Source organism: Imbroritus primus, from assembly GCF_964332355.1.
Taxonomy (GTDB): Bacteria; Pseudomonadota; Gammaproteobacteria; order Burkholderiales; family Burkholderiaceae; genus Imbroritus; species Imbroritus primus.
Genome location: NZ_OZ201293.1, coordinates 234,475 through 261,074 on the forward strand (window position 1 = coordinate 234,475; position 26,600 = coordinate 261,074).

Consider the following 26,600-nt stretch of genomic DNA (forward strand, 5'->3'; position numbering starts at 1 on the left):
GCCGCCACGACCTGCCGGCCCGGCATGACTTGCTCCCGCGACGCGTTCGTGCCATGGCGTGCGCGCGTCGCGCTTTCTCTGCACTGGCGATACGCCGTTCCTGCGGACGTCCTTCCCCCCAGCGCCTCCCGCATGTTTGCCCCAGGCGATCGGCCGGCGTATGCTTGATTCAGGCACTTGACCGGGTTTTGCCAAGGCCGGCGCGTGAGCTGCCGGTGCGGCAGCACGCTGCGCCCGGCTACATGACGGCATGGCTCTCCAGGGGGTGACATGACTGATCTTTCCGATGCGCGTCTGCGCGGCGGCTATGCCGATGGCGATAGCAATCGCGATCGCGCCGCGCGTGGGCCGCTGCGGTTCGTCACCGCAGCTGCATTGTTCGACGGGCACGACGCGTCCATCAATATCATCCGCAGGGTTTTGCAAGCTGCCGGCTGCGAAGTGATCCACCTCGGGCATGACCGCTCCGTTGAGGTGGTGGTCACGGCCGCGTTGCAGGAAGATGCCGACGCGATCGCCGTGTCCAGCTACCAGGGTGGGCATGTCGAGTATTTCCGCTACATGGTCGAGCAGCTGCACGCGCGGGGCGGGGCGCATATTCGGGTGTTCGGCGGCGGAGGCGGGGTGATCGTGCCAGACGAGATTGCCTTGCTGCATGCGGCTGGCGTGACGCGGCTCTACAGCGCGCAGGATGGCCAGGCGCTGGGTTTGCGTGGCATGGTCGATGACATGATCGCGCGTTGCTACGCCGCCCCGAGACCCGCGCCGGTCGAGGTGGGCGATGTGCTGGCAGGCCGCGATATGGCCTTGGCCCGTTATCTCTCGCAGTGCGCGGGAGGAAGGGTGTTGGCTGAAACACGCGCCGCAGTGCAGGCGGCCGCCATGATCAGGCGCGTGCCGGTGCTCGGCATCACCGGCACCGGCGGCGCCGGCAAGTCATCGCTCACTGACGAGCTGATCCGCCGTTTTCGGCTCGATGATGCCGAGACCCTGCGCATCGCCATCCTCTGCGTCGATCCCTCGCGCCGCAAGTCTGGCGGCGCGCTGCTTGGCGACCGCATCCGCATGAATGCGATCCACCATCCACGCATCTTCATGCACTCGCTGGCCACGCGCGACAGTGTGGCCGAGGTGCCGGCCCATCTGCCCGACGCCATCGACGCCTGCAAGGTCAGCGGTTTCGACTTGATCGTGGTCGAGACTTCCGGCATCGGACAGGGCGACGCCGCGATTGTCCCGCTGGCCGATGTCAGCCTGTACGTCATGACGCCGGAGTTCGGCGCTGCCTCGCAGCTCGAGAAGATCGACATGCTCGACTTCGCCGATTTCGTCGTCATCAACAAATTCGACCGGCGCGGCGCCGCCGATGCCTGGCGTGATGTGGCCAAGCAGGTGCAGCGCAACCGCGAGTGCTGGAATGTCGCGCCGGAAGACATGCCGGTCTATGGCACCCAGGCTTCGCGCTTCAACGATAGTGGCGTTACCGCGCTCTATCATGCGCTCCGCACGGCGCTGGTGCCGCATGGTCTGCCACCCAGCGGTGCGCGCCTGGCCCACCCCGCAGGCAAGACCACCGCCCTCGGCCAGGCCATCGTGCCGCCGGCGCGCAGCCGTTACCTGAGCGAGGTGGCGGACATGGTGCGTCGCTATCATGCGCGTGTCGCGCGGCAGAGCGCCGTGGCCCGCGAGTGTCAGCAACTGAATGCGGCGCAGCGGCTGCTGGCGGCCGAGGGCGGTGCGCCTGATGATCCCGCGCTGCAGCGGCTGGCAGAATTGGCTGCCAAGCGTTCGGCGCAACTCGACGAAGACGCGCAAGCTTTGCTTACCGCCTGGCCAGACCTGCAGGCACGCTACGCTGCCGACCAGCTGGTCACGCAGGTACGCGGGCACGAGCGCAGCAGTCCACTGGTGACGCACACGCTGTCCGGCATGCCCATCCGCAAGGTGCTGTTGCCCGCCTACCACGATACTGGCGATATCCTGTGCTGGCTGATGCGCGAGAACGTACCGGGCGCATTCCCCTACACCGCCGGCGTGTTTCCCTTGCGGCGCGACAAGGAAGAGCCGACCCGCATGTTCGCGGGCGAGGGCGATGCCTTCCGCACCAACCGTCGCTTTCACCTCCTGTCTTCGGGCATGCCGGCCAAACGCCTGTCGACTGCCTTCGATTCCGTCACACTGTATGGCGAGGATCCGGCCGAGCGCCCGGACATCTACGGCAAGATTGGCAACGCCGGCGTTTCCATCGCCACGCTCGACGACATGCAAGCGCTGTACGCCGGCTTCGACTTGTGCGATCCGGATACGTCCGTGTCCATGACCATCAACGGGCCTGCGCCGACGGTGCTGGCCATGTTCCTGCAAACCGCGATCCGCCAGCGCGTCGAACGCTTCACAGCGGAGCAGGGCCGCGTACCTGACGTCGCCGAGCGCGCACAGATCGAGGCTGAGACGTTGCGCATCGTGCGCGGCACGGTGCAGGCCGATATCCTCAAGGAGGACCAGGGTCAGAACACCTGCATCTTCTCGACTGATTTCTCGCTCAAGATGATGGGCGATATCCAGGCGTACTTCATCGAACACGAGGTGCGCAATTTCTATTCGGTGTCGATCTCCGGCTATCACATCGCCGAAGCCGGCGCGAACCCGATCTCGCAACTGGCCTTCACGCTGGCCAACGGCCTTACCTATGTCGAGGCCTATCTGGCGCGCGGCATGCACATCGACGCGTTCGCACCGAACCTGTCATTCTTCTTCTCGAATGGCATGGATCCGGAATACAGCGTGCTTGGCCGCGTGGCGCGGCGCATCTGGGCCATTGCCATGCGCGACCGCTACGGCGCCAATGCGCGCAGCCAGAAGCTGAAGTACCACGTGCAAACCTCAGGGCGCTCGCTGCACGCGCAGGAAATTGCTTTCAACGACATCCGTACCACGTTGCAGGCGCTGATCGCGCTCTATGACAACTGCAATTCCCTGCACACCAACGCCTACGATGAAGCCGTGACCACGCCGAGCGCCGAATCCGTGCGGCGCGCACTTGCCATCCAGTTGATCATCAACCGCGAGTGGGGACCGTCGCGCTGTGAAAATCCCAATCAAGGCAGCTTCCTGATCGAAAGCCTGACTGACCTCGTAGAAGAAGCCGTGTTGCGCGAATTCGATCGCCTCACCGAACGCGGCGGTGTGCTGGGGGCGATGGAAACCGGCTACCAGCGGGGCCGAATCCAGGACGAGTCGATGCTGTATGAGCAGCGCAAGCATGACGGTACGCTACCCATCGTCGGCGTGAATACTTTTCTCGCGCCTGCCGCCGAGGCCGCGCCAACGCCCGAGCTCGCGCGTTCAACGGAGGCGGAAAAACACTCGCAGCTGGCCCGCCTTGCGGCTTTCCATGCGCGGCATGCCGGCGCTGCGCCAGCCATGCTAACGCGCCTGCAGCAAGCGGTGCTCGAGGATGCGAATGTCTTTGCAGTGCTGATGGACGCGGTACAGGTATGTTCGCTCGGGCAGATCACGCATGCCCTGTTCGAGGTCGGCGGACAGTATCGGCGTACGATGTAGCGCGCCTCGGTAGATCGCTTCAGCGTCGTGTCGGGATGCGTGCCAGCATCACCGTCAGGAGCAGCCCGGTAGCCAGCAGGGCAAGCACGACGCTGGTGCGTTCCCGGAACAGCCACGTGGAGATTGCCATCGACGTCCACATCATGCCGATGGCCAGCCGCTTGGCGCGCCGGGGAATGCTGCGATGGGTCTGCCAGTCGCGCACCAGCGGGCCGAAGATGCGGTGCGAGCACAGCCAGAAATAGAAGCGCGCCGAGCCGCGGGCAAAACAGGCCGCAGCGAGCAGGACGAATGGCGTGGTTGGCAGGACCGGCAGGAAGATGCCGATTGCACCGGCCAGCAGGGCGAGCCAGCCCAGCGCCATCCACGCGATGCGCGCACCGCGCGAGCGCGCGAGTAGCCGCGGTGGATAGGCGGGCGCGAGCACGGCGTGATCGGGTTCGGCTGGAGCAGGCATGGTTCAAGCATAGCGCGAACGCCGCGAACTTGTCGCGTGTCTGGTGACTTTCGTGCTGTAATGAAGCTGCAATGACGCGATGGTCACGACGGCTCACGTCAGGGGACCATCTTGCGGCGCGTTGGATGTGCCAGGGAGCGAACATGACGGATGCGGCATTCTTTCCGGGGTTTACGCCTTTCAGGAAAACCGTGAATGGTGTCGAGATTGCCGGTGTCCAGGGGGGATCGGGTTCGCCTTTGCTGCTGTTGCATGGGCATCCCCAGAGTCATGTAGTGTGGCATGCAGTTGCCCCTGCCCTGGCAGCCCACTTCACGGTGATCGCCACCGATCTGCGTGGTTATGGCGCTTCGTCCAAGCCGGCCGGCGATCCGGCGCACCTGCTTTACAGCAAGCGCACCATGGCGCAGGATCAGGTCGATGTCATGGCAGCGCTCGGCTACCCGCGCTTCGATGTTTGCGGGCACGATCGCGGGGCACGCGTCGCGCATCGCCTGGCACTCGATCATCCGCAATGCGTGCGCCGACTGATGCTGCTCGATATCGCCCCGACGCTGGCCATGTACGAACGCACCGACATGGCATTCGCCAGTGCCTACTGGCACTGGTTCTTCCTGATCCAGCCGGCGCCGTTCCCGGAAACGCTCGTCAATGCCGCGCCCGATTTTTACATCAACAAGCTCATGGGGTTGCGGCATGCCGGGCTGGCACCGTTCCATCCCGACGCCATGGCAGCCTATGCCGCGACCATGCGCCAACCCGATGCGGTGCATGCCATGTGCGAAGACTACCGCGCCGCGGCCACGGTCGATCTGCAGCATGACCGCGCCGACCGTGCGGCAGCGCGGATGATCGCCTGCCCCGTACGCGTATTGTGGGGCCAGCACGGTGTCGTAGGCCAGTGCTTCGACCCGCTGGCGCTGTGGCGCGAGGTGGCCGCAACCGTCAGCGGTACCGCATTGCCGTGCGGGCACTATCTGCCCGAGGAACTCCCGGAGACGATCCTGGCCGAGATGATGACGTTCTTCGCAAGAGCGCCGTAGAGTCCGCTGGATTCGCGAACAGAGTGCAGGTGCGGGGCGCGAAAAGGGGTAAATCCCGATGCCATCCGCGCCAGCCGGTTGATAGCATCCCCGCTAGCTTGCTGCGCAGACGGCGCCACCCGTTCGAGGGGAGGCGCGGTGCGGCAGACGATTAGAGAATCAAATGAACGCAAGGAGAGCTAGGATGAAAGTGCTGTCGAAACTCGCCGCAGTGGCCCTGATGCTTTCGGCATTTGGTGCCACCGCCCAGGAATATCCCGGCTCGCGCCCGATCTCGGCGGTGGTTCCGTTCGCGGCCGGCGGCCCGACCGACAAGGTGGCACGCGAACTCGCCCTGGCGATGAGCAAGGCTCTCGGCGGCCAGATCATTATCGAGAACACCGGCGGTGCCGGCGGTACCATTGGCGCCAAGCGCGTGGCACAGGCCAAGAACGACGGCTACACGGTGCTGATCCACCACATCGGCATGTCCACCGCGCCCACACTGTACCGCAACCTTGGCTTTGATCCGCTGAAGGATTTCGAGATGATCGGCGAGATCGCCGACGTGCCGATGTTGCTGGTCGGCAACAAGTCGCTGCCGCCGAACACCCTCAAGGAACTGCTCCCGTACATCAAGGCCAATGCCGCCAAGCTATCGCTGGCCAACGCCGGGGTGGGGTCCGCCTCGCACCTGTGCGGCCTGATGTTCATGAGCAAGATCGAGACCGAACTCGTGACCGTGCCGTACAAAGGCACCGCGCCGGCCCTGACCGACCTGCTGGGCGGACAGGTGAACCTGATGTGCGATCAGACCACCAACATCGCTGGCCAGTTGCGGGCCAATGCACTCAAGCCTTACGCCGCCATGCAGCCGCGTCGCGTGGAAGCCTTCAAGGACGTGCCGACCGCCGCCGAACAAGGCTTGCCGGGCCTGGAAGTGAAGATCTGGCACGCCATGTACGCGCCCAAGGGCACGCCCAAGGCCGTGATCGACAAGCTGTCCGAAGCGCTCCAGAAGGCGGTGCAGGATCCGAAGTTCAAGGCACAGATGGCCGAGCTTGGTGCGGAAGCCGTGCCGCCTGCCAAGGCCAAGCCGGAATCACTGCGCGCCCACCTGGCCTCGGAAATTGCCAAGTGGTCCCCGGTGATCAAGAAGGCTGGCGTCTACGCCGACTGACTGCCGGGCATGCTGTCTGCCCTCGGATATCGTTCGGCGATGTCCGCCACGCAGCGGTGCATCAAGATGAAGACCGCCCCTCGGGGCGGTTTTTTATTGGTATGAATGCAACACTGCGCACGGGATTCGTGGGCGATTGTCTGGAGGAATCACTCCAATTTTCATCCTGTCCGGCGCCGCTCACCTTGCCGCCATCAATCACATGGGCGAAGGCGCCCTGACGAAGGGCTGGCAAGAAAACGGGATCAGGTACGCAAACGCGGTAGAACCGCAGGGTGTGGCGCCCAGGATCGCTTCTCGTTCAACCGTGGTCGTACAGTACGCCATCCACATGACGTGCCGCGCCGGCTTTCACCAGTCCGGCGATGCCCTCGGCCATTAATGCGGTCATTGGCGCATCGTCGAAGAACCGTGCACGGATGCGGTGCAGGTAACTGGCATCATCCATCCACGCCAGCAACTCGGAGTCGGGCATGTGCTGGCGTTGCAGCAGGTGGAACTTGATCAGCACGCGCAACGCTTGTGCGGCATTACGGCGTGGTTCGGCCTCCAGGTACGCGAGACGGCTGCGCGCGCGTTCCACTGCGGCGCCGACGTCGTCGAAGACCGGGCCATGGCCAGGGATGACCACGGCGGCATCGAGACTGGCGATGAGATCCAGCACGGCGCGTTGCTCCGCAAACCCGCCACCGCCGTCCAGCTCGGGAAACAGTACGCCAAAACCGTTTTGCCACAAGGCATCGCCGGACACCAGGATACGCGGCTCCGGGGCGAACAGCAGCAATGCATGTGGATCGTGTCCCGGCGCGGCAAGCACCTGCCATGCATAACCGCCAAGCTGCAGCGTATCGCCAGGGGCGATCACGTCGTCGTGTACAAAGCGGGCACATTCCTGCCCGGTGGCGCGAAAGCTCAGCTGGTCCTCGTCCCATGCAGCGACGGCAGCGGCCTCCATGGCGGGAATCGTGATGCGGCACCCCCATTCGGCATGCAGGGCCGCGTTGCCACCACAATGGTCTGAGTGCAGATGTGTATTGACGATGCGCACGAGCGGCGCGCCGGCCAGTGCATGGCGCAGTAATGCGACGGTCTGCGCGGCGTGGCTGACGTAACCGGTATCGATCAGCGTATAGCGATAGCGTGTTGCCGGGGTGGGTCTGGCATTGTCTGCGTCGCGGTCTGCATCGCTTTCAGGATCGCGGCACAGCAGACCGTTGGCGGACAGCCAGCCACGTTCGAAGACGCGCAGGCTGGGCGGCAGGGCGATGGTCATGGCAAGGTTCCCGTCATCTGGCGTCGGTGGCGCGGCCGGTATGGTGTGTGCGGCCTGTGTGACCCGCCGCGGCGATATGGGCGAACGCCTCGAGCAGCGCCGGCGTCCCCCCATGGAAGGTCACGAAATGTCCCTGCCGCGTCTGCAGGACCAGTCGAGGAGGAAACAGGCGCTCCAGGAATGGCAGGCCGATCAGCCGCGCATGGCGCAATGCCTCCCATTCCACGGATCGGTTGACGATCCCGGTCTGGCGGATGCCATGGACGTCGACCGTGGTGGTTGATGTCAGGAAGTGCCACCAGCTCAGCAATAGCAGGCAGCCCGCACCGCCTGCCAGCAGCAACATGCCCAGGTGCTCACGGACCAGCGGCACATGCACGTCAGACATCATGACGACCGTGCGCCAGCCATACCAGGCCAGCAGCCAGACCACGCCACTTGCCAGGCATTTGAAGTAGGTACTGTAGGCCGGTCCGCTGGTCGGTACGGCCACGAGCGCATGCTCCGTGTCCGGCGAGCGCATCACGGATGGGTCTCGAGCAATGTCCGGCTTCATTGCAAGGCGGGCCAGTCAGCGGGTGAGATCGTGCCACATGCCGTGCGATGCCGCGCTCGACGTGGCGTTGCGTTCGTACTGCGTATTGCGCAATGTCGCGAGTGATACATCGCTTGCAGCCTCCCTTCAATCTTCCTGCACGAGCTGCTCGGCGCGTGCCAGCAATGCCAGCCAGATCGCCCGCTGGCGTGCTGGCTCGAGTGTCGACCAACTGGCGATTTCGTCGAGCGTACGCAGGCAACCGAGGCACCAGTCATCGCTGCTGCCCGGCACGCGGTCCATGCGGCAGACGCTGTTGCAGGGCGACGGAGTGCTTCCCCCGGCTCCATCGTTGCCGGCGAGAATCGGTGGCGCCAGCCGCCTGATCCGCCGCGCGGCGCGCAGGTAGGCTGCGCTGGTCATGCGTTGGCGGCTCCGGCCGACTGGCGGGCCAGCAGCGCGCGGCCGGCGCGCGATCCATTAGCGCGGCCGAGTTGCTGTGAGATCCAGTCGCCTGTGCGCGCGACGGCATCGAGGTCGATACCGGTGGCGATCCCCAGGCCATGCAGCAGATACAGCACGTCTTCCGTGGCGACATTGCCGGTCGCGCCCTTGGCATATGGACAGCCGCCGAGGCCGGCGACGGATGCATGGAAGATCGTCACGCCCACGTCGAGGCTGGCGAGAATATTCGCGAGTGCTTGTCCATAGGTATCGTGGAAGTGGCCCGACAACCGTTCCATTGGAAATACGCGGGCTGCTGCATCGAATACGGCGCGCACCTGCCCGGCAGTGCCCACGCCGATCGTATCGGCGATGTCGATCTCGTCGCAGCCGAGCGTCTGCAAGCGCTGTACCACGTCGACCACTGAAGCGACCGGCACCGCGCCCTGGTACGGGCATCCGAGCGCGCACGAGATGCTCCCGCGAACCCGCAGGCCGGCTTGCTGGGCGGCTTCCGCCACGGGCGCGAAGCGGTCGATCGACTCGGCGATCGAGCAATTGATATTGCGTTGGGAGAACGCCTCGCTGGCGGCGCCGAAGATCACGATCTCGTCCACGCCCGCCGCGAGTGCGGCCTCGAAGCCTTTCATGTTCGGCGTGAGTGCGGAGTAGAGCGTACCAGGGCGACGCGCGATGCCGGCCATGACATCTGTGCCGTCCGCCATCTGCGGTACCCACTTCGGCGAGACGAAGGAAGTGGCTTCGATATTGGCAAAGCCGGCTGCCGAGAGGCGGTCGACCAGTGCGATCTTGACCTCAGTCGGCACCGGTTGCGCTTCATTCTGCAGGCCGTCGCGCGGCCCGACTTCAATCACCTTGACGGTGGATGGATAGCCCATGTCAGTATCCCCGTGCGAGGTCGACCACCCCGGCCACTGGCTTGCCTGCTTCCAGCGCGCGGATCTTGCGCGCAATCTGCGCGACCGTGTCGTCGCGCAGCGTCATCGCGGAAATATGCGGCGTGATGGTGATGCGCGGTTCCTGCCAGAACGGATGCCCGGCGGGCAAGGGCTCGGTGCGGAACACATCGAGCGTCGCGCCGGAGAGCTGTTCGGCGTGCAGCATGTCCAGCAGATCCTCTTCGACCAGGTGATCGCCGCGGCCGATATTGATGAGATGTGCGCCGGGACGCAGCTTGCGCATCAGGCCGGCATTGAGGATGCCGTCCGTCTCCGGCGTCAGCGGCAGAATGTTGACGAGCACCTGCAGGCCGTCGAGAAAGGTATCCTGCTGCGCCGCGCCTGCATGGCAGGTGACGCCGTCGATCTGCTTGGGCGTGCGGCTCCAGCCGCGTACCGGAAAACCAAACGGGACGAGGGCCGATGCGATGCGCGTGCCGAGGACGCCCAGGCCCATCACGCCGATATGAAAATCTTCGCGCACATAGGGCCGCGCAAATTTCCAGCGGCCTTCGCGCTGTTGCACGTCGTAGGCATCGAAGCGGCGGAAGTGGCGCAGCACGGCGTGCGTGACATACTCGACCATCTGGATGGACATGCCGGCATCGTCGAGGCGGATGATCGGCACGTTTGCCGGCAATGCGCCCGGCGCCTCCGCGTGCCAGCGCAGGATGCCGTCGACGCCTGCGCCCATGTTGAAGATGGCCTTCAGGTCGCGACGGCCGCGCAGCATGTCGATCGGCGGTTTCCATACCACGGCGTAGTCCGCTTCCTCCTGCGCCGTGTCGGACCAGGTGCTCAGCGCGGCCTCCGGCAGCGCGGTACGGAAGGCGGCCAGCCACGGATCGTAGCGGCCATCGGGAACATACAACTGCAACTTCATGCGGACTCCAGCAGATCGGTCACGCTGGCAGGTCCATGCCCGCCAGCGTATGCGGTAAAGCCTTGACTTTAACGCAGATCAGCCGGCCCGTCCGCGCAGTGGAGCGCGCGTGCGGCGTGGTTCCCGGCGCTGGCGTTGCGCCGGGCGTTCAGGCGTGATGCTGGCAGCCAGCAGGTTCCGTCGGGACAGCATCTGACGCAAGGGCCTCCTGCACATCGGTGCGGATGCCAAGGCGCGCCAGCAGGGCGCGATCTTTCTCCGCCTGAGGATTGGATGTGGTCAGCAGGCGGTCGCCGTAGAAGATCGAATTCGCCCCCGCCATGAAGGCCAGTGCCTGCAGGGCTTCGTCCATCTGTTCGCGTCCTGCCGACAAGCGCACCATGGAAGCCGGCATGGTGATGCGGGCCACGGCGATGGTGCGCACGAACTCGAACGGGTCGAGCGCCTGCACGTCGGCAAGCGGCGTGCCTTCGATTGCCACCAGGTTGTTGATCGGTACCGATTCGGGCGCCGGATCGAGGTTGGCCAGTTCGGCAATCAGTCCGGCGCGTTGCACGCGCGATTCGCCCATGCCGATAATGCCGCCCGAGCACACATGGATACCGGCGCTGCGCACATGGCCGAGCGTGTCGAGACGATCCTGGTAGGTGCGTGTGGTGATGATCTTGCCGTAGAAATCGGGCGAGGTATCGAGGTTGTGGTTGTAGTAGTCGAGGCCGGCTTCCTTCAACTGCTGAGCCTGTTCGGGCTGCAGCATGCCGAGCGTCATGCAGGTCTCGAGCCCCATGGCTTTGACCTCGCGCACCATGGCCGTGATCGGTTCCATGTGGCGTTCCTTCGGGCTGCGCCACGCTGCGCCCATGCAGAAGCGTGTCGCGCCGTTGGCCTTGGCAGCGCGCGCCGCTTCGAGCACCTCGTCGAGCGCCATCAGTTTCTCGGCCTTCACGCCCGAGTCGTGGTGCGCGCTCTGCGAGCAATAGCCGCAATCCTCCTCGCACCCGCCGGTCTTGATCGACAACAGCGTGGAGAGTTGCACTGCATTGGCGTCGAAGTGCTGGCGGTGCACCTGCTGCGCGCGGAACAGCAGATCGTTGAACGGCAGTTCGAAGAGCTGGGCGACGGCGTCGACGCTCCATGCCTGGCTCGAATCGCCGGGGCGCGTCACGGGCGTAGCGCGCTCATGAAAAGTGATGGTGTGTTCCATGGTGAGTGCTCTCGGTCAGTATCGGTTCAGTATTCAGTCGGGGCTGGCGGCGACGGCGTTGTGTTCCGTCACATAAGCCGTTCCGGGTGGATGGTGCGGGTTGCCCAGCAGGCGTCCCAGGTCGAGATGGCGCGCTGCGGCCACACGCTGCCGGTTCGCATCCGGCTCCGGCAGGTAGGGCACATGGCCGAGCAGCGGTGCGTCGATGTAGCGATGCAGGGTGTCCAGGTTGGCGGCGGCGGCAAGCATGTCGGGGTCGATGCTGCTGGCGATCCAGCCGGCCAGGGTCAGCCCGCGCGCCTGGATGGCTTCGATGGTCAGCAGCGCGTGGTTCAGGCAGCCAAGCCGCATGCCGACGACAAGGATCACCGGCAGATCGAGTGCCTGCGCCAGATCTGCTGTGTCGAAATCGGGGCCGAGCGGCACGCGGAAACCACCCACGCCTTCGACCACCACGATATCGGCGCGCTGTCGCAACGCGGCGTATGTGGCGAGGATCGGTTCGAGGGCAATCTCGCGCCCCTCCGCCACGGCCGCGAGATGCGGGGCAATGGCGAGGCGGAACAGGTAGGGGCAGATTGCACTGGCCGGCGCGTCGATGGAGCTGGCCGCCTGCAGGCGGGCGACATCGTCGTTGACCAGCATGCCGTGCGCATCGGGTTCTGCACCGGATGCCACCGGCTTCATGCCGATCGCGCGGACACCGGCCTGGCCCAGCGCTTCCAGCAGCGCGCTGCTCGACAGCGTCTTGCCGACGCCGGTATCGGTGCCGGTAATGAACCATCCGCGAGGGGAAGCGATCATGATGTGGGTTTCTCTGTGGGTATGGGGTCAGGCCGGGAGTGTTGCCGCTGAAACCTGCGGCGCATGCTCGACGAGGGCGGCGACGAGCCGTTCGAGATCGGCCCGGGTGTGCGCCGCCGACAGTGACACGCGCAGCCGCGCCGTGCCGGCCGGCACGGTGGGCGGGCGGATCGCTGGCACGCGCAGGCCGGCGGCGTCGAGCCGGGCGGACAGCGCCAGTGTGGTGGCGTTGTCGCCGACGATCACGGGCTGTATCGCGGTCTGCGAGGCGCCGAGTCGCAGCGGGCAGCCCGGTAGGCTGGCAAGCGCGGCGGGCAACGTCTCTTGCAACCAGGCAACATGCCCCTGCAGCGCGGCGCGCCGCGCATCACCCTCTGCGCCCTCCAGCAGATCGAGGCTGGCGAGCAGCGCGTGCGCGACGGCTGGCGGTGTCGCGGTGGTGAAGATATACGTGCGTGCGCGCTGCAGCAGCCATTCGACGATGGTGCGATGGGCTGCGACGAAGGCGCCCGAGAGCCCCGCGCCCTTGCCGAAGGTGCCGATATAGATCAGCCGTTCGGAATGCAGGTCGGCATACTCGGCAATGCCGCGCCCGTGCCGGCCGAGCACGCCGAAGCCATGCGCATCGTCCACCACGAGCCAGGCATCGTGCTGTTGCGCAAGGGCCAGCAGCTCTTGCATGGGCGCGATATCGCCATCCATGCTGAACACGCTGTCGGTCACGATGAACTTGAGCGCGACCGTGCTGCGCGCCAGCCGCATCGCCAGATTGTCCATGTTGCCGTGCGGGTACCGCTCGACCTGCGCGTCGGCGAGACGCGCGCCGTCGATCAGCGAGGCATGGTTGAGCTTGTCGGTGAACAGCACGGCATCGCTCGAACCAAGCGCCGTCAGCACGCCCAGGTTGGCCATGTAGCCAGTGCTGAAGAACAGCGTGGCGACTTCCGGGATATAGGGCGCGTACCACTGCGCCAGCCGCTGTTCGAGCGCGGCATGCGCTGCGCTGTGACCGCCGATCAGGTGCGAGCCGCCGCTGCCGGCGCCATAGCGTGCTGCGCCTTCGGCCAGTGCTGCCGCGAGCGCCGGGTGGGCGGCCAGTCCCAGGTAGTCGTTGCTGCAAAAGGCAAGCGGCGTGCTGACCGTCTCCGCGCCCGGCGCCGCAAGGGTCTGGTGCGGGGTGCAGGCAGTCGTGGCGACATGGCGGCGGCGGCGCAGGGCCAGCGCATCGAGCAGGGCGAGCTGTTGGTCGAGATGGACGAGCAGGTTCATGCCATGGTTCCGTTCAGCGTAGCCCGCAGGATCGTCGCGGTCTGTTCGGCCAGCCAGTCGATCTCGTCATCGCTGATCACATATGGTGGCATCAGGTACACGGTACGCCCGATGGGGCGCATCAGCACGCCATGCGCGCGTGCGGCGAGATGGAAGCGTTCGCTGAAGCGTTCGCCGATCCATTCCGGAGCGACATCGAAGGCAAAGATCATGCCCTGCCGGCGCAGATGGGTGATTACGCCATCGGCCAGCGCACCCGCGAGTTCAGACTGCAGTGCGGCGGCGAGCCGCGCGCCGCGAGCGCGGTTGCGTACCAGTACGTCTTCGCTGTCGAACAGGTCGAGCGTGGCAAGCGCGGCGCGGCAAGCCATGGGATTTCCAGTGTACGAGTGCGAATGCAGGAAGCTGCGGTTGATGTCCTCGTCCTGAAAACGCGCATAGATGGCGTCTCGCGTCATCACCAGCGCGAGCGGCAGATAACCACCGCTGATGCCTTTTGACAGGCACAGGAAATCCGGCCACACCGGTTGTGCCGCGGTACCGGCCTGCTGGCACGCGAAAAAAGTACCGGTGCGGCCGCAGCCGACGGCAATCTCATCGGCCACCATGTGTACCGCGTAACGGTCGCACAGCGCGCGTACGCGTTCCAGATAGACAGGGTCGTGCATTGCCATGCCGGTGGCGCATTGGACGAGCGGTTCGATCACCACGGCGGCGATCTGCCCGGCACGTGCCGCGAGCAGCGCTTCGAGCGCATCGGCGGCGCGGTGCGCGACATCGGCCGCGCTTTCACCGACGGCGGCCTCGCGCATGTCGGGCGAGGGCACGATATGCGCGGGCGTGATCAGCGGCGCATAGGCATCGCGGAAGATCGCCACGTCGGTGACGCCCAGCGCTCCGAGCGTCTCGCCATGGTAGCCATGCTGCACGCAGACGAACTCGCGTTTTTCCGGTTGGCCCGCATTGCGCCAGAAATGGAAACTCATCTTCAGGGCGATCTCGACCGCCGAGGCGCCATCCGAGGCGTAGAAGCAATGCCCCAGCACGCCGCCCGTCAGGGCCGACAGGCGTTCCGAAAGTTCCACCGCCGGCCCGTGGGTGCACCCCGCGAGCATGACATGGGCCATGCGGTCGAGCTGGTCCTTGAGCGCGGCATTGAGCGCCGGATGCGCATGCCCGAACAGATTGACCCACCACGAACTGGTGGCGTCGAGATAGCGCCGGCCAGCGTAGTCATGCAGCCAGACGCCCTTGCCATGGGCCACCGGCAGCGGCGGCGCGGCCTCGAGGCGGATCGTCTGCGTGCACGGATGCCATACCGCCGTGCGCGAGCGGGCCTGCCACGTAGCGTTGTCCGCAGCATGGCAGGCCTGCTCCCTGCCGGGTGCAACAGCCGGATCGGGCATGGGGGTGGCAAGGGCAGCGGGGGCAACACGGGACACAGCGCACTCCTCGACCAGCGGATGCTGGCGATATCGGTCGGGACCGGTCTATCTTAGGGAAGGCGCCGGAATGCGGCAATGCACGTCAAAAATGGAAGTTGAGTGCGGTTTGGCGGAAATTCGCTATGGATTGCGTGAAGAAGAAGGCGTTGTGCTGGCGAGGGCGCTTGTGCTGGCCGGCTACGGGGGTGCCATGCGTTTCGCCCGGCACCTGGATTTCCGCGTCTTTTGCCGCGCCTTCACGCCAGCATGTCGCCATCCACGTAACGCCAGCGGCCGTCCGTGCGGACAAAACGGCTGCGCTCGTGCAGCCGGTAGGCGCGCCCATTGATCTTGTAGCGTGCTACGAACTCCACTTCGGCATGGCTCTCGTCGCGCGGCGTATATGTCAAGACCTTCAGGCCCAGCCATTGCGTCGGCGTGCCATCATCAAGCGAGGCCGGGCAAGTGGCCGGATCCCAGGTGGCGCGCAGATAGGCTGTGTCGCCGAGCACGTACGCGGTGTAGCGCGAGCGCATCAGCAGGTCTGCGCGGGCCGGTGCCTCCGTGCCGGCGAGGTAGGGGCCGCAGCAGGCGGCGAGCGTGGGCCCGCCACAAGGGCAGGCATCGCTCCCGGGTGCGGGCTTGTGACGGGCGCCCTTGCTCATGCCGCTCCTGCTTCTACCGGGGCCGCGCGCTCTGTCGCGCCGGTGCCGCAGGCATGGCAGTAATGCGCGAAGGCATTCTTGCGGGCATCGCACTGGGTGCACTTGTTGAACAGGCAGATCCCGCAGTGCATGCAGAAGTTGCGTTGCGGGTCGTCGGTGGCAATAGGCCGCTCGCAGCCGGGACAGATTTTCTTGGCGAGGCGGCTTTGCGCCACGTCGTAGTCGAGCATCTGCCGGCGTGCGCTGTCGGGCTGGCGCTCGGCCTCGCGCTGGCGTTCGAGGTAGCGTTGCAGCGCGCGGATGGCGTAGTGGCCGATCACGCCAGTCAGCACAATGCCGACGAGGTAGCGCACATAGCCGCCGTAGCTCGGCAGGTACGGGACCAGTTCGACGAAGAACGCAAAACCGGCGAAGAAGATAAAGCCCCACACGAACGGCCAGTAGCGGCTCTTGCGGTGCTTGACGAACAGCCAGCCGGCGATCGCCAGCAGCGGCAGAGTCAGCGCCAGCCGCAGACCGAATACGCGCAGCTCGCTGGCGCGCATTGCGCGCTCCAGTTCCTTGCGGCCGCTCTCTTCTAGAGTGTTCAACTGGTCGCGCGCCTGTTGTTGCTCGGTGCGCACGGCCAGTGCGCGCTGCCGCAGCCCTTCGACCGTGCGTTCGGCGGTGCGCTCGCGCGCGACCAGCGCATCGAGCTCCTGCGTGCGCCGGGCGATTTCCGGATTCTGCGCGGCTTCGGTTGTAGCCGTGCGCGACGCGATCCAGTTCTGGAAGGCTGCGCGGGCCTGACGCGTGTCGTTGCGCGCGGCATCGAGCAGCAACTGCGCACGCGCGGTTTCATCATTGTTTTGCTTGAGCGTGACATCCGCGGCATCGATGCGCTGGCGCAGCGGCCCGGCGCTCGCCTGGTCGACGAAATCCTCGAGGCGGGGCGTATTGTCGACGCGTGGCAGGTCGCTGACCACCAGGCTGCCCAGGCCGATCAGAAAGTTGGCGAAGACAATGGCGATCAGCCAGAGGCCACGCTGGAACCACGCTTCACTGAAGCGCAAGCCTTTTTTCATATCAGTCAGCTCCTTGCAGTCGGAACGGCAATCCTTGATTGCAATGCTCGCGATTGTGGCACGTCAACCCGCGGGAAGGGGTGCCAGACCGCAGGCAACGCCGGCTGCCCGCATATAGGTGGAAATACGTTGTCTGCGAAGGCAGGGCGAGCAGTGAATGCCCGGCAATACCCGGCATATTGGTCTGATGCTGCAGTGATCGTCCCAAGCTGCGCCTGCGGTCCAGGTCGAGGCATGGGCGCGTGGACGTCGCAGCATCCTCATGAGCGGGGGTTCACCAGGGAATGGCGTTGCCGTCGTGGTTCAGGAAGGCGCCGTTGTGGGCGCGGCTGATTTCGGCGAGCACGATGCGCATTTCCGTGACGCTGCGCTTGGGCGAGATTTCCGCCAGCGGGCCGCCCATGTCGGTGCGCACCCAGCCCGGATGCAGGGCGACCACCGTGGCCTGCTGTGCCTCGAGCGCGGTGGCCTTGACGACCACATTGAGCGCAGCCTTGCTGGCACGATACAGCCAGTTGCTATTGCTCTCCATTTCGCCGAGGCTCGCCATGCGGCTCGACAGCACGGCCAGCGCACCGCCCTTGCCGCCGCGCGCCTGCGTGGCGGCTTCCACAGCGGGGAGGATGATCGGCAGGGCCATCATCGGGCCCAGCACGTTGGTGCGCATCACCGTATCGAAATTGTCCTGGTGCACCGGCTGGATGCCATGGGTGCGCATGCCCATCACACCCGCGCAGTAGATGGCGGCATCGAACGCTTCGCCGTCGATCTTCCAGCCCAGCGCAGCGACAGCGGTCGGGTCGGTCAGGTCGAGCCGGTGGACTTCCGCGCCGAGCGCCTCGAGCGCGCGCTGGCCGTCGTCGCTGCGCGTGGTGGCCACAACGCGCCAGCCATCGGCGCGATACTGCCGCGCGAACTCCAGTCCGATGCCGCGCGACGCGCCGAGAATCAAAGCCACAGGCATGCCATTTCCCCCTGGATGCTGTTCTTGAAAAACCCCCGGCAGAACGCAGGCATCCTGCTGCCGCCCTGTCCGGTCTGGCGATGCGATGTCACGCGCCGCTCCCGCTCATCTTACCGTGGCTACCCGCGATGCTGGCAGCTGCGATTGACATCCGCATGAACCGGCTGGCTTTCGGCCAGCTATTGCCTACAGCCGTTCGATGCCGACCGCCGTGGCTTCGCCGCCGCCGATGCACAGGCTGGCAATGCCGCGCCGCCCGCCGCTGGCGCGCAGCGCGCCCAGCAACGTGGTCATGATACGCGCTCCTGATGCGCCGATCGGGTGACCGAGCGCGCACGCCCCGCCGTGGATGTTCAGGCGCGCATGCGCAATGCCGAGGTCGTGCATGGCGGCCATGGGCACGACGGCAAAGGCCTCGTTGATTTCGAACAGGTCGACGCTGTCGATGTCCCAGCCGAGACGCATACATAGCTTGCGGATGGCGTGCACCGGCGCGGTGGTGAACCAGGCTGGGGCTTGTGCATGCGTAGCGTGGCCCACCATCGTCGCCAGCGGCGCGAGGCCGAGCTGCTGCGCTGTGGAGGCGCGCATCATGGTCAGTGCGGCAGCACCATCGCTAATCGAAGAAGACGAGGCGGCCGTCACGGTACCGTCTGGCGCAAAGGCCGGCTTGAGCGTGCGGATCCGGTCGGGCTGGATGCGGCGCGGGCTTTCGTCGCTGTCGACGCGGGTCTCGCCATGGCGTGTCGTGACGGTGACTGGGGCAATCTCCCAATCGAAGGCGCCGCTGTGTGCGGCCAGCTGGGCGCGTTGTACCGAGGCTAGCGCGAAGTCGTCCTGCGCCGTGCGGGTAAAGCCGTAGTGCGCGGCACACGCCTCGCCGTAGGTGCCCATGGCACGGCGGCTGCCGTCCGGCATCCGGTCGTAGGCATCCTCGAGGCCATCGAGCATCATGTGATCGAATACCATGCCGTGGCCGATGCGGTAGCCGCCGCGCGCCTTGGGCAGCAGGTACGGCGCATTGCTCATGCTTTCCATGCCGCCGGCGATGCCGATCCGGAAGGCGTCGGCCACGAGCGCGTCATACACCTGCATGGCGGCGCGCATGCCGCTGCCACACATCTTGTTGACGGTCGTGCAGGCAGTCGCTTCTGTCAGTCCGGCCGCGAGCGCCGCCTGTCGGGCTGGCGCCTGCCCTTGGCCAGCGGGCAGCACGCAGCCCATGACCACTTCGTCGACCTGCTCGGCCTGCACGCCGGCCCGTTCGAGCGCTGCGCGAATTGCCACGGCTCCGAGCTGGGGGGCGGTCAGGCTGGACAGTTCACCCTGGAATGCCCCCATCGGGGTGCGTGTGGCGGACACAATGACGATCGGATCGTGCATGACGTTCTCCTTCCCGGCACGCAAGCCTTCGCGCCCCGCCCTGCGGAGCTGCATTCAGCGCCGGCCGTAAGCGTCGACGCTGTATTGCTGGTAGGCGCGTTCCAGCTGTTCATGCAACTGTTCGTTGCTGGCGACGGCCATGCCGAGTTCGCGTATCAAGCCATCGGATACACCATACACCCATCCGTGGATCGTGATCGATTGGCCACGGTCCCAGGCGTCTTGGATGACTGTGGTCTCGCACAGGTGCTTGACCTGCTCGATGACGTTCAACTCGCACAGCTTGTCGTGCGCTTCTTCCTCGCGCAGGATCGAACCGAGGTAGCGCTCGTGCTTGGAGGCGACGTCCTGCACATGGCGGATCCAGTTGTCTGCCAGGCCGACGCGCAGCTTGAGGAGCGCCGCGCGCACGCCGCCGCAGCCGTAGTGGCCGACGATGGTGATGTGCTTGACCTTGAGTACGTCGACGGCGAACTGCACGACCGAGAGGCAGTTGAGATCGCTATACACCACCACATTGGCGATGTTGCGGTGGACGAATACCTCGCCCGGCGCTAGGCCAAGAATCTGGTTGGCGGGTACGCGCGAATCGGAGCAGCCGATCCACATGTATTCGGGCGATTGCTGGTTGGCCAGGCTGTTAAAAAACTCAGGGTCTTCCGCATTGACCTGGTCGACCCAGTCGCGGTTGTTCTGGAAAAGTACCTTGATGTCATCGGTCATTTCGACTGCTCCTGTGTGGCGACGCCGTAGCGGTTGATGAAGCGCTCGCTCGCGTCATATGCGTAGAAATCATGCACCTGTCCGGCTTGCAGCCGTGTCTTGAAGGCCTGCCACATCTCCGGCTCGAAGATGTCGGCGTGGTGCTTCAGGAAAGCCTGGCGGACGCGCGGGTCGCCCAGCAGGAAGGTGCGGTAGGTCTCCGGGAAAATGTCGTGCGGGCCGACGCTGTACCACGGCTCGCTGGACATTTCCTCCTCCTCGTTGCGCGGTTCGGGCACCTTGCGGACGTTGATGTCCGTGAGGTACTCGATCTCGTCGTAGTCATAGAACACCACGCGTCCGTGACGTGTGACGCCAAAGTTCTTGTAGAGCATGTCGCCGGGGAAGATGTTCGCGGCGATCAGCTCCTTGATGGCGTTGCCATATTCGATGATGCCCTGGTCCACCTGCTCGTCCGTGCCTTCCTGCAGCCAGATATTGAGCGGCGTCATGCGGCGTTCGATGTACAGGTGGCGCACGACGATCTCGTCCTCGCCACTCTGGCTGCGCTGGTACTCGACCATCGACGGCGCATGCTGCTCGAGCTCGCGCACCAGCGCCGGGTCGAAGCGCGAGAGCGGGAAGGCGACGTTCGAATATTCCAGCGTATCCGCCATGCGGCCGACGCGGTCGTGCTGCTTGACCAGCAGGTACTTCGACTGGATCAGTGCGCGCGTGGTTTCCTTGGGCGCCGGGAAAAAATCCTTGATGACCTTGAAGACATACGGGAACGACGGCAGCGTGAACACCAGCATCACCAGGCCCTTGATGCCAGGCGCCGAGATGAAGCGGTCGGACGAGTATTGCAGGTGGTGCAGGAAATCGCGGTAGAACAGGTTCTTGCCGTGCTTCTGCAGGCCCAGCGAGGTATAGATTTCGGCGCGGGGCTTGCGCGGCATGATGTCGCGCAGGAAGGTGACGAAGGCCGACGGGTTTTCCATGTCAACCATGAAGTACGAATGCGTGAAGCTGAACAGGATCATCAACTGCTCCTTGTGGAGCAGCACGGTGTCCAGCGTCAGCCTGCCGCTGGGGCCGAACAGGATCGGGATTGCCAGCGGGATGGTGACATCGCCGTTCAGCACGCGGCCGATGATGTACGCGCTCTTGTTGCGGAAGAACAGCGACGACAGCACGTGGATCTGGAAATTCGGGCGCACCTTGAAATCGCCGAAACGTTCCATGAAGGCACGCAACACGTAGTCGATATCGCGCTGCAGGTTTTCGAACGGCCGTTCCAGCTGGAAGTTGTGGATGATGCGCTCGAAGGTCGCCGCCATGCCGGCCAGTGCGCCGGGGTAGTACACGCGGTAGGTGGGGCGCGTGCCGCGTTCGTGCGTGTCGATGTACTCCGTGGAGATCGCGGGCCGCACGAAGATGAAATCGTTGTTGAAGTACGAGCGGTGCAGGATGCGCGTCGTGACCGAATTGAAGAAGGTCTCGGCCAGCTCCGGCTGGTGATGATTGGTCAGCAGGCCGATGTAGTGCAGCTTGATCTGCTGCCAGATCTCGTCGTCGATGTTCTCGGCGTCGTATTCATCCTCGAGCAGGATCGTGGTTTCCTTGACGCGCTCGTCGTAGTAAGCGATACGGTCGCGCTGCAAGCGCTGCAGGCCATGCCAGTCACCGGCTTCGAACATGGTCTTGGCGCTGTGGCTGACCTCCCGGAAGATCCGGTAATGCCGGTCGAAACCGTCCAGCATGGTGCGCGCAACGTCGTAGGCAATCTGCGAGGAGAGTAGCTTGGGGAAGTGCGACATGGGGGCGGCAATCAGGCTGCAGGTGTCCGATTGTAGTTGGGTTTGGCAGGCGAAGGAACGCGTCGGGGTGTCGATCCCGCCAGTTTGCGCTGCTTCCGCACAATTTTCACAAGGAACGTTTGTGCGGACATGATTGCAGATGAGAGGGCAATCGCGGTGAGTTGCGCAAACTTGCTGAAATTAGCACGGTCGTGCGATGCGCTGCCGCATTTTCGCTTACCATTGCATGATTCAAGGACCCATCAGACCACCGGCGTGGTGCGCCTGGCGTTGGCACCGCGCAGGTGCCTGCATATTGCTCCCGCGCCACGATGCGCCGGGCGCGGAGACCCCCACATGAATGCACTTGAACACCAGCTCGACTACCCCTTCGGCGAACATCTGCCGGAGCCGGCCGAGAAGCACGAAGTCGCCCCCGGCATCTTCTGGATCCGCATGCCGCTACCGTTCGTGCTGAATCACATCAACCTGTGGCTGGTGCGCGATGAAGTGGAGGGTGTGCAGGGCTGGACGGTGATCGATTGCGGCGTCAGCAGTGACGAGATCCGCGCGCACTGGGAACGGATCTTCGAGCGGGAACTCGATGGCCTGCCCGTGCTGCGTGTCATCGTCACGCACATGCATCCGGACCATGTGGGCCTGGCCGACTGGATTTCCAGTGGTGGCGACAAGGCACGTTGGTCGGCGCGCGTGTGGATGAGTCTCGGCGATTTCTCGTTCGCACACAACATGCTGCAGGGTACGGGCCCGTCCAATGCGGGCGGTGATGCGGCTGCAGCGCATTTTGCCCGGCACGGCCTCACCGACCCCGATACCATCGAACAGATCCGCGCACGCAAGACCTATTTTTCCTCGCTGGTGCCGTCGCTGCCGGTCCGCTACCGCCGCATGCGCGATGGCGACGCGATCCGCATGGGCGGCCGCACCTGGCGGACCATCGCCGGATTTGGCCATGCGCCCGAGCATATGGCGCTGTACTGCGCCGAATCGGGTGTGCTGATTTCCGGTGACATGGTGCTGCCGCGCATTTCCACCAATGTGAGCGTGTTCGACGTCGAGCCTGAAGGCAATCCGCTGCAGCTGTATCTCGATTCGCTCGAGGCGTATCTGCCGCTGCCCGAAAACACGCTTGTGCTGCCGGCGCATGGCAAGCCATTCCGCGGCCTGCATACGCGCATCCATCAGTTGCGCGACCATCATGCGGAGCGCCTGGAGGAAACGCGTGAGGCTTGCCGCAAGGCGCCGCAGACCGCACGCGATATCGTGCAGGTGATCTTCCGGCGCGAGTTCGATATCCATCAGCTGACCTTTGCCATGGGCGAGGCGCTGGCGCACCTCCATATGCTCTGGCTGGCGGGTGAACTGGTGCGGACCTGCGACGCCGACGGCGTCTACCGCTTCGCCCCGGCCGCCTGATGACGGCGCGTAGCGCCTCCGGGGAGCAGGCCGGGGCGGCCATGCCCTCGGGAGCTCCTCTGGCCGGACTCTACCTGCGCCTTATCGCCATGACCATGGCGGCCGGCGGCACGTTCGTGGCGGGCCGCGTGCTCGCGCAAAGCGTGCCGCACCTGGCGGCCGCGACCGGGCGCTACCTGATCGCCACCGTTTGCCTGCTGTGCCTGGTGTGGTGGCGCGAAGGCGGATTGCCGCGCCTGTCGCCGCGCCAGTGGCTGGAGACCGCTGCGCTGGGACTGACCGGCGTGTTCCTCTTCAATGTGTGTTTCTTTGGTGCCCTGGAAACACTGCCGGCCAGCCGGACCGCACTGATTATCGCCCTCAATCCGGGCATGACGGTGCTGGCGGCGGTCGTGCTGCTGGGCGAGCGTCTGGCCTGGTTCCGCTGGGCCGGCATGGTGATTGCCTTCTGTGGCGCGGCGCTGGTGCTGTCACACGGCGACCTGGCGACGTTTCGCCATGAAGCGCTGGGGCGCGGCGAATGGCTGATGATGGGCGGCGCGGCGGCGTGGACCGCCTATACCCTGATCGGACGCGGGGTGCTGCGGACGCTCACACCGCTGGTCGCCACCACCTACGCCGCGCTGTGGGGTACCGCGATGCTGGCCGTCGGTGCCTGGTTCGAGCCGGGCGTGCTCGATCTGGCGCGGATCACACCGGCGCATGTCGCTGCCATGGCGTATCTCGGCATGCTTGGCACGGCCTTCGCCTTCGTCTCGTACTACCAGGGTGTCCTGAGGATCGGCGCGACGCGCACCGCGGTGTTCAGCAATCTCGTGCCGGTGTTCGGCGTGCTGTCGGGCGTGCTGTTCCTGCGGGAGACGGTGCACTGGAGCATGCTGGCCGGCGGCGCCGTGACCCTGCTAGGCATCCTGCTGGTGAACCGGCCCAACCACCGGTTGCCGGTGCGCACCTGAAATCTGCTGCTCTCGGGCGGTGTGCTGGTCCTGCCCGACATCCTTCGACATTCTCTCGCCATGTGACGCAGCTCATGACCATGCGCGCGCGAAGGCGGCCAGTGCGCGTACCCCCTCGATCGCCCGGCTGCCGTACCACGACACCATCGCGCCGTCGATCAGCGCGACCGGCGTGCCGGTCTGGCGTTCCAGCGCATCGCAGTGCTGCTCCGTGAAGCGGTAGGGCTCGGTCGACAGCAGGATCAAATCGGTTGCCTGGACGACATCGCCCTGCCAGCGGAACGCCGGATAACGTGTGCCTGGCGCGGGCGGGCGCACGCAATTGCCGCCGTCGCAGGCCGCCAGATCCGCGTCGCTGGCAGGCCAGGTCTGCCAGTTGACGAGTGCCAGCATGCGCGAGATATAGGTGTTGCGCGACACTGTCATCCAGGGGTCCTGCCAGATGCAGTAGATCACCTGGCGCGCCGGCCAGGCGGTACGTGCCACTTCATCGAGAGCGGCACGCAAGGCCTCGCCCAGCGCCGCCGCTTGGGACTGCCGACCGAAGATGCCGCCCAGCAGCGCATACAGCGCGAAGTTGTCCTCCGGGGCGCACGGGTGGGTGACGATGATGTGCGGGACAAAGGCACGCATGGCCTCGACTGTCTCGCGCGTGTTCTCGTCGATGTTGACGACCACGTGCGTGGGCGCGAGGGCGCGCAGCCGGTCGAGGTTCACATCCTTGGTGCCGCCAACCTTGGGCAGGTCGCGTACCGCTTCGGCGGGCGCCGTGCAGAAGCCGGTACGGCCGACGATCTGCGGGCCCAGGCCGAGGGCAAACAGCAATTCGGTGAGGGATGGCACCAGCGAGACGATCCGCACCGTGCCATCCGCCGGCACATGATCGATGCCGCTGGCATCGCGCAGGGTGTGCTTCATGCCGGGGAATCCGGTGAGCCCGGTGTGTCGGGGGTGCCGGAGGCTCGGGGTTTGCGCGGCGCATTGCGGAACAGGCGGTCATACAGCCAGCGCGGCATGCAATGCAGCAGGGCGGCGACCACACCCATCTGCCATGGAATGACGCGGAAGCGCTGCCCGCGTGCGATCACCCTGGCCGCACGCCGCGCGAAACGGTCGGCATCCATGAGGAAGGGCATCGGATACGGGTTGTGCTCCGTCATGGGCGTGCGGATGTAGCCCGGTGCAATGGTCACCACGCGGATGCCCTTGCCGTGCAGTTCGAGCCGCAGGCTTTCGAGCAACTTGATCACGGCTGATTTGGAAGCGCTGTAGGCGCCGGCACCGGGCAGCCCGCGCACGCCGGCCACACTGGCGATGCCCACCAGTGTCGGTCGGACGGGCCCGTGCGCGGCCTCGGACATCGGGGCGATGAACGGATTGAAGGTGGTCAGCACACCGTACCAGTTGGTCTCCATCACCTGCCGGAACGCGTGGATATCTTCCCGCTCGCTGGCCAGGGTACCGACCGAGATGCCGGCATTGGCAATGACGATATCGGGAACGCCGACTTCGGCGATGAAGCGCTGCGCCGCCGCCTGCATGGCGTCGGCATCACAGACATCGGCGGGATAGAGATGGGCGGCACGCGGGTTTGGCAGGCTGGCGGCAAGGCCCCGCAGGGCCTCTTCACGCCGGGCAACGAGGCCGAGCACCGCACCCTGGCGCGCATACTCCTGCGCCAGCGCCTGGCCGATGCCGCTCGATGCGCCCGTGATGAAAACCTTGAGTGCCTGCATGCCGTCCTGCCATGTCAAAAATGCGCGATGCGCGCCGGGCCGCGGCATGTGATTGGTATGTCGGGCCGGGAGACCCGATGGACGGTCGGGGGAGCGTCTTGGGTCCCGCTTCGGGCCTCGCTTCAGGTCCGTTTCAGGTCCGACCGACCCCGCCGCCGGTAGGGCGCTGCCCGGCCAATGTGCCGGCGCAGCCCCGATGGTTCGTGCTTACTTCTTGCCCTTGCGGATCTGGTCGATCAGCCAGTCCATGGTCTGCGTCGCCTGAGCCGCGCCGCCGGCGATCGATGGCGACGTCAGGTACTTGCCCTGGATCACCACCGACGGCGTGCCCTGGATGCCGTAGGCATCGACCAGCCCCGGCGCGCGCTGGGCGCTGGTGACGACCGGGAAGGAGTTGAAGGTATCGAGGAACTGCTTGCGATCCAGGCCGTTCTTGGCCATGACATCGGCGATTTCATTCGGGTCGAGCATTTCCTTGCGATCCACGAAGATGGCGTGGAACACCTTCTCATGCATGACGTCGAGTTTCTTCATGACGTCGAGCGTGTAGTAGATCTTGTTGTGCGGCATGTACTCCGGGCCAAAGGCGACCGGGACGCGCTTGACTACCACGTCGGCTTTCTGGCGCGCGGCCCAGGCCTTCATCGTCGGCGCAAAGGCATTGCAGTGCACGCAACCGTACCAGAAGAATTCGATCACTTCGATCTTGCCTGGCGGCGTCGGCTGCGGCTTGGCCAGCAGCTTGTATTGCTTGCCTTCGACCGGTGCGGCGCCCTGGGCGCTGGCGCTGTGTGGCAGGAGCAGGGCCGAGGCGGCGAGGGTGGCGAGCAGGGCGGCGAGGAATTTTTTCATGGCGGGGTGAGCAGAGAGAGGACG

The 26,600-nt window shown here is 65.4% G+C and carries 24 protein-coding genes; 5 read left to right on the forward strand and 19 right to left on the reverse strand.

Annotated elements, in window-relative coordinates; translation table 11 throughout:
• Window positions 1-270: 270 nt before the first annotated feature.
• Window positions 271-3,564 (forward strand): fused isobutyryl-CoA mutase/GTPase IcmF, encoded by a 3,294-nt coding sequence (gene icmF, locus ACQ3C8_RS01005; RefSeq protein ID WP_428852147.1) that lies wholly within the window; start codon window positions 271-273, stop codon window positions 3,562-3,564.
• Between the two features lie 19 nt (window positions 3,565-3,583).
• On the opposite strand, the gene ACQ3C8_RS01010 is transcribed toward icmF, so the two are convergent.
• Window positions 3,584-4,021: a YbaN family protein gene (locus ACQ3C8_RS01010; RefSeq protein ID WP_428852148.1), complete on the reverse strand. Its 438-nt coding sequence runs from the start codon at window positions 4,019-4,021 to the stop codon at window positions 3,584-3,586.
• Window positions 4,022-4,164: 143 nt separating this feature from the next.
• Between ACQ3C8_RS01010 and ACQ3C8_RS01015 the strand changes: the two genes are divergently transcribed.
• Complete coding sequence (locus ACQ3C8_RS01015) at window positions 4,165-5,064, forward strand: alpha/beta fold hydrolase (RefSeq protein ID WP_428852149.1); 900 nt, start codon at window positions 4,165-4,167, stop codon at window positions 5,062-5,064.
• 184 nt (window positions 5,065-5,248) lie between these two features.
• Window positions 5,249-6,223, forward strand: a complete 975-nt coding sequence (locus ACQ3C8_RS01020) for a tripartite tricarboxylate transporter substrate-binding protein (RefSeq protein ID WP_428852150.1) — start codon at window positions 5,249-5,251, stop codon at window positions 6,221-6,223.
• 301 nt (window positions 6,224-6,524) lie between these two features.
• On the opposite strand, the gene ACQ3C8_RS01025 is transcribed toward ACQ3C8_RS01020, so the two are convergent.
• The 15 genes from ACQ3C8_RS01025 to aceK form a co-directional block, all read right to left on the reverse strand.
• Window positions 6,525-7,496 carry an MBL fold metallo-hydrolase gene (locus ACQ3C8_RS01025; RefSeq protein WP_428852151.1) on the reverse strand — a complete coding sequence of 324 codons (972 nt, stop codon included), beginning with the start codon at window positions 7,494-7,496 and terminating at the stop codon, window positions 6,525-6,527.
• A gap of 13 nt (window positions 7,497-7,509) precedes the next feature.
• Window positions 7,510-8,022: a hypothetical protein gene (locus ACQ3C8_RS01030; RefSeq protein ID WP_428852152.1), complete on the reverse strand. Its 513-nt coding sequence runs from the start codon at window positions 8,020-8,022 to the stop codon at window positions 7,510-7,512.
• A gap of 156 nt (window positions 8,023-8,178) precedes the next feature.
• Window positions 8,179-8,454 (reverse strand): DUF1289 domain-containing protein, encoded by a 276-nt coding sequence (locus ACQ3C8_RS01035; protein WP_428852153.1) that lies wholly within the window; start codon window positions 8,452-8,454, stop codon window positions 8,179-8,181.
• Window positions 8,451-9,374 carry a hydroxymethylglutaryl-CoA lyase gene (locus tag ACQ3C8_RS01040; protein ID WP_428852154.1) on the reverse strand — a complete coding sequence of 308 codons (924 nt, stop codon included), beginning with the start codon at window positions 9,372-9,374 and terminating at the stop codon, window positions 8,451-8,453. The genes ACQ3C8_RS01035 and ACQ3C8_RS01040 overlap by 4 nt, the downstream gene beginning before the upstream one ends.
• A 1-nt stretch (window position 9,375) precedes the next feature.
• Window positions 9,376-10,317, reverse strand: a complete 942-nt coding sequence (locus ACQ3C8_RS01045) for a 2-hydroxyacid dehydrogenase (RefSeq protein WP_428852155.1) — start codon at window positions 10,315-10,317, stop codon at window positions 9,376-9,378.
• 148 nt (window positions 10,318-10,465) lie between these two features.
• Window positions 10,466-11,521 (reverse strand): biotin synthase BioB, encoded by a 1,056-nt coding sequence (gene bioB / locus ACQ3C8_RS01050; RefSeq protein WP_428852156.1) that lies wholly within the window; start codon window positions 11,519-11,521, stop codon window positions 10,466-10,468.
• Window positions 11,522-11,554: 33 nt separating this feature from the next.
• Window positions 11,555-12,325 (reverse strand): dethiobiotin synthase, encoded by a 771-nt coding sequence (bioD, locus tag ACQ3C8_RS01055; RefSeq protein ID WP_428852157.1) that lies wholly within the window; start codon window positions 12,323-12,325, stop codon window positions 11,555-11,557.
• A 27-nt stretch (window positions 12,326-12,352) separates the two neighbouring features.
• Window positions 12,353-13,594: an 8-amino-7-oxononanoate synthase gene (gene bioF, locus ACQ3C8_RS01060; protein WP_428852158.1), complete on the reverse strand. Its 1,242-nt coding sequence runs from the start codon at window positions 13,592-13,594 to the stop codon at window positions 12,353-12,355.
• Window positions 13,591-15,000 carry an adenosylmethionine--8-amino-7-oxononanoate transaminase gene (gene bioA, locus ACQ3C8_RS01065; protein WP_428853008.1) on the reverse strand — a complete coding sequence of 470 codons (1,410 nt, stop codon included), beginning with the start codon at window positions 14,998-15,000 and terminating at the stop codon, window positions 13,591-13,593. The genes bioF and bioA overlap by 4 nt, the downstream gene beginning before the upstream one ends.
• Before the next feature lie 275 nt (window positions 15,001-15,275).
• Complete coding sequence (locus tag ACQ3C8_RS01070; RefSeq protein ID WP_428852159.1) at window positions 15,276-15,683, reverse strand: YchJ family protein; 408 nt, start codon at window positions 15,681-15,683, stop codon at window positions 15,276-15,278.
• Entirely contained in the window at window positions 15,680-16,747 is a 1,068-nt protein-coding gene (locus tag ACQ3C8_RS01075; RefSeq protein WP_428852160.1) for a serine endopeptidase, read from the reverse strand. Before ACQ3C8_RS01075 ends, ACQ3C8_RS01070 begins: the two co-directional genes overlap by 4 nt.
• Before the next feature lie 274 nt (window positions 16,748-17,021).
• On the reverse strand, window positions 17,022-17,711 hold the full coding sequence (locus tag ACQ3C8_RS01080) for an SDR family oxidoreductase (RefSeq protein ID WP_428852161.1): 690 nt from the start codon (window positions 17,709-17,711) through the stop codon (window positions 17,022-17,024).
• A 186-nt stretch (window positions 17,712-17,897) separates the two neighbouring features.
• Complete coding sequence (locus tag ACQ3C8_RS01085) at window positions 17,898-19,094, reverse strand: acetyl-CoA C-acetyltransferase (RefSeq protein WP_428852162.1); 1,197 nt, start codon at window positions 19,092-19,094, stop codon at window positions 17,898-17,900.
• A 54-nt stretch (window positions 19,095-19,148) separates the two neighbouring features.
• Window positions 19,149-19,817: a carbonate dehydratase gene (gene can / locus ACQ3C8_RS01090; protein ID WP_009520962.1), complete on the reverse strand. Its 669-nt coding sequence runs from the start codon at window positions 19,815-19,817 to the stop codon at window positions 19,149-19,151.
• The gene (gene aceK / locus ACQ3C8_RS01095) at window positions 19,814-21,616 is read right to left on the reverse strand and encodes a bifunctional isocitrate dehydrogenase kinase/phosphatase (RefSeq protein WP_009520963.1); all 1,803 of its coding nucleotides are present in this window, start codon (window positions 21,614-21,616) and stop codon (window positions 19,814-19,816) included. The genes can and aceK overlap by 4 nt, the downstream gene beginning before the upstream one ends.
• Before the next feature lie 336 nt (window positions 21,617-21,952).
• On the opposite strand from aceK, the gene ACQ3C8_RS01100 reads away from it, so the two are divergent.
• Both ACQ3C8_RS01100 and ACQ3C8_RS01105 read left to right on the forward strand, forming a co-directional pair.
• Window positions 21,953-23,032, forward strand: coding sequence for an MBL fold metallo-hydrolase (locus tag ACQ3C8_RS01100; RefSeq protein ID WP_428852163.1), 1,080 nt, complete (start codon window positions 21,953-21,955; stop codon window positions 23,030-23,032).
• Window positions 23,032-23,988 carry a DMT family transporter gene (locus tag ACQ3C8_RS01105; protein ID WP_428852164.1) on the forward strand — a complete coding sequence of 319 codons (957 nt, stop codon included), beginning with the start codon at window positions 23,032-23,034 and terminating at the stop codon, window positions 23,986-23,988. Before ACQ3C8_RS01100 ends, ACQ3C8_RS01105 begins: the two co-directional genes overlap by 1 nt.
• 72 nt (window positions 23,989-24,060) lie before the next feature.
• Here the strand turns inward: ACQ3C8_RS01105 and ACQ3C8_RS01110 are convergent, their stop codons facing one another.
• The 3 genes from ACQ3C8_RS01110 to ACQ3C8_RS01120 all read right to left on the reverse strand — a co-directional run bounded on the left by ACQ3C8_RS01110 (window position 24,061) and on the right by ACQ3C8_RS01120 (window position 26,576).
• Window positions 24,061-24,906: a helical backbone metal receptor gene (locus tag ACQ3C8_RS01110; RefSeq protein ID WP_428852165.1), complete on the reverse strand. Its 846-nt coding sequence runs from the start codon at window positions 24,904-24,906 to the stop codon at window positions 24,061-24,063.
• The gene (locus ACQ3C8_RS01115; protein ID WP_428852166.1) at window positions 24,903-25,724 is read right to left on the reverse strand and encodes an SDR family oxidoreductase; all 822 of its coding nucleotides are present in this window, start codon (window positions 25,722-25,724) and stop codon (window positions 24,903-24,905) included. Before ACQ3C8_RS01115 ends, ACQ3C8_RS01110 begins: the two co-directional genes overlap by 4 nt.
• A gap of 207 nt (window positions 25,725-25,931) precedes the next feature.
• Window positions 25,932-26,576, reverse strand: a complete 645-nt coding sequence (locus ACQ3C8_RS01120; RefSeq protein WP_009520968.1) for a thiol:disulfide interchange protein DsbA/DsbL — start codon at window positions 26,574-26,576, stop codon at window positions 25,932-25,934.
• Window positions 26,577-26,600: the final 24 nt, after the last annotated feature.